Annotated in this window: 5 protein-coding genes; 2 read left to right on the forward strand and 3 right to left on the reverse strand. The window is 30.6% G+C overall.

What is annotated here, in order from left to right:
- From AB5287_RS09795 to AB5287_RS09805, 3 genes are all read right to left on the reverse strand, one after another.
- A partial coding sequence (locus AB5287_RS09795) for a hypothetical protein (protein ID WP_368221139.1) occupies positions 1 to 252 on the reverse strand: 252 nt, incomplete at its 3' end.
- 72 nt (positions 253 to 324) lie between these two features.
- Positions 325 to 558 (reverse strand): hypothetical protein, encoded by a 234-nt coding sequence (locus tag AB5287_RS09800; protein ID WP_101750429.1) that lies wholly within the window; start codon positions 556 to 558, stop codon positions 325 to 327.
- Between the two features lie 38 nt (positions 559 to 596).
- Positions 597 to 893: a hypothetical protein gene (locus AB5287_RS09805; RefSeq protein ID WP_150901623.1), complete on the reverse strand. Its 297-nt coding sequence runs from the start codon at positions 891 to 893 to the stop codon at positions 597 to 599.
- A gap of 1,809 nt (positions 894 to 2,702) precedes the next feature.
- Between AB5287_RS09805 and AB5287_RS09810 the strand changes: the two genes are divergently transcribed.
- Together AB5287_RS09810 and AB5287_RS09815 are read left to right on the forward strand one after the other, a co-directional pair.
- The gene (locus tag AB5287_RS09810) at positions 2,703 to 3,047 is read left to right on the forward strand and encodes a helix-turn-helix domain-containing protein (RefSeq protein WP_368221142.1); all 345 of its coding nucleotides are present in this window, start codon (positions 2,703 to 2,705) and stop codon (positions 3,045 to 3,047) included.
- Positions 3,047 to 3,389: ImmA/IrrE family metallo-endopeptidase (locus AB5287_RS09815; RefSeq protein ID WP_368221144.1), on the forward strand; the 343-nt coding region annotated here is incomplete at its 3' end. The genes AB5287_RS09810 and AB5287_RS09815, both read left to right, overlap by 1 nt.

The raw sequence follows: 3,389 nt of genomic DNA on the forward strand, positions 1-3,389 counted from the left end.
GTACCAGAAAGAATCAATAATGTCATCTGGCAAACTTGTTACAACGCCAAAGCTGGCATAACGTCCAGTTGCGGTATCTACTTTTGTTTGACTGGTTGCCACTTCTTCTTTGGTTACAGTTGCTTTTGATTGAGTGGCTTCTGTACCTTTAACCTCTTTTGGTTGCACGTCTTCTGCATGTACCACTTGTCCTGCACCTACCACAGCAACAGTCGCAACTGTTGTCATCAACGTTTTACTAACTTTATTCATTTTAATTTCTCCTAAATCTATTTTTTATTTATTTTACAACAATATAAACAGTTTTACAAAAATTATATACTACTATCTAATCAACTCATAATTTCTCTCCACCATATTCAAATAACGTCGATACAATCCATAAGTTGAAACACCATAACAACGCAAATATTCTTTATGTAATCTATCAATTTCCTCCAATGTCTCTACACACAAACGACGCTGAAAAACAATATTTGCCTGATACACTCTAAAAGAAAATTTAAAATTTTGCCAAATTCGCTCATATCCTTTCTCAAAATACTCATAATTCTCCATCACATTTTACTCAACCTCACTATCTATCAATTTCTAACTTAGTCTTCCCAAGTCACTATATCTCGCCATTTCCATCTAGTCTTCATCACATAATTATAAATTCCTGATTGAACTACTCCAGAATAAATTAAAAAAGATCCATTCAATAAATACTGATGAATCATCTCTATATCATGTTTAGATAAACGAACCGCAAAATACTTATTCAAATGCTTCCCTGTTTTAACAAAAATTAAATTATCATTATCAAAATAAACAGCTACATCATTCTTTTTCCCTCTGTCTCTCAAAAGCAATAATAACTGTTGCTTTTTTAACCATTCTTTAAATATCATTCATAAACCACCTTGTCTTATCCAAAATAATCGCAAAATACCTCTGATTATAAATCACACCATATTCCTTCAATATTATTCTCCTTTAAAAACGAAACACAAAACCTAACGTTTTAAAAATCAACATCAACAACAAAACTGGTGCAAAAATAATTAAACTGACACCCATAATTATAGCCCTTACCAACTATCATTCACCCCTTTTTATACTCCCATCCAAACATATACATATTTTCCGACATACTAAAAGCTTTTAAAGAGAAATTCGATTATTTCTGTAAACAATCTAACAAACTCTCCCATAAAAAGAACAACAAAAATTAAAAAAGCAACATAAGGTATCCAATCATCACAAAAAAAGCCAGCAACCACATCAACAATATTATAAAAGCCAAATAAATATCTTTTACTAATAAAAACAACATATAATAAACAAGACCAACCATTACTACCAACATTGCAATAGTTAAAATAAATTTCAAAACCTTATAATATTGATTCATCTCTCACCTCATTTCACGTAATAAAAAAAGGCGACTTGCCATAAACAAATCGTCTCATCAACATTACCTACTTAATAGAACAGAAAAATTTTAACAATTATTGTCATAATTAGTTGGATAATCTAATTTCAAGGCTGGGAATTCCTAGCCTTTTTCTTTCTGCTCTACTAAATAGGTAACTATCCTATCTAGTGCATGCTCGTATCTTCGCATACCATTTTTCAGCAAGAGTTATACCTTACCTAGCGCCTGTCCCGTATAAAAGGTTATCGTCTCTCTCCGACATTGCCCTCGATCGCTCTTCCAGCTGTTCTCAGCCAGCACCTCTAGTTTTTTGCTCTACACAGGATAACTAGCATAAACCTTAATACTTCATGTATAAACTCGCTAGAACTTAATTTTGACTTCTTAAAATACTTGTGATATAATGAACATACAACAAATGAATAATAAACCAATCCTTGGGCAGATGGAAACACCCCTTGGATGATTTTTATTCTTCATTATACACATAATTTCAAGGAGAACTAGACATGAAAGACATTATTAAAGGAATTACAAAACTCATTTTTAAAATAATTCGATTTGTACTCTCGTACTATTTTCAAATGTTTTTAACCTACCCACTTATCTCTATTATCCTAATTATCATTGTCATCTTCACTTGGAATTTATAACAACAACCAAAATTAAGTTCTAGTGAATTTATACATCTCCACAAAACCAACATATCTCATACTTCAACACAACCTATATCTTAAAGTCTTTTGACAAAAATCTTATTTTAAGATATAATTGAATTGGTATTTCTAGGTGCGTTTACAGTCTGGATTTTCGGATTGCAGACGTACTTTTTATTTAATTGTCAATGTTCTAATAAAGAATTTTTTAAATGGATATTATTAAGCGAATATTTTTTAACTATTTCTTATCACGTTTACTATTTACATTATTCATTGTGTATTAACACTTTATAATAAAATATTCAAGAAATAAATCCTATTCTTTATGTTTTGATAAAGATACTTCTTTCTCTTCATCAATAGATACATCAAATACTATTTAATATATCTAGTCATAAGGAGAAAAAGTTGGGACACTTTCAAACTGATCAGCAATACTTAAAATAGCATTTGTAAAATTTAATATGACTGCTCGATTTAATTTATCTCCCGTTTTTTCCATCTGTTTGTTATAATTATTATCTCTTGCAACAACTTTTGTTGTTAAATATATAATACAACATTTGCAGTTTTCTGTCAATACTTTTTTTAAAAAATTTAAAAATTTTTGAAAGGCTCAAAATATGTTTACAGAACGCCTAAAAGCTCTACGAAAAGAAGCTGGTCTAACTCAAAAAGAACTAGCAGAACAAATAGAAACTAGTCAACAAAATATCGGTTTTTGGGAAAAAGGAGATAGAAATCCCAAACATGAAGCGCTTGTTAAACTAGCAAACTTTTTTAAAGTGTCTACTGAATACCTTACCGGTGAAACAGATAATAAAAATCCAGAAGATGAACTATCTGATGTCGAAATTCTCTACCGTAAAAATTCAAAAAATATGACTCCTGAACAAAAAGAGATCTTCAAAAAAGAACTCTTAGAATTTATGGAAATTAGAAGAAAAGCATTTGAGGAAGATGAGTAGTGAAAGACGTTTATTTCAAAGTCTGGGATATTGCTAAGAAAGAAATTTATCAGTTCATTAAACTTTACAATATCTCCAAAATCCATTACACTTTTGAAGACTATTTCAACCACATTACTACTCAATACAAGATTAAAACATTGCCTCATCATTTTTCGGACGAGGCAATTTTAGGACTGACCTTAATTGATAACTTAGGAATCTCTTTCTCTTACGAATCAGAAAACAGCCCAAACAGACAAAACTTTACCAAATGCCACGAATTAGGACACTTAGTCTTACAACATTCTGGAACAGTCTTTGCGGAAAATGCACAAAATCAAGACTGGCAAGAAAAAGAAG

It is taken from the genome of Bifidobacterium sp. RTP21102st3_E2_RTP21102_210122 (assembly GCF_040916945.1).
GTDB classification, from domain to species: Bacteria; Actinomycetota; Actinomycetes; order Actinomycetales; family Bifidobacteriaceae; genus Bifidobacterium; species Bifidobacterium longum.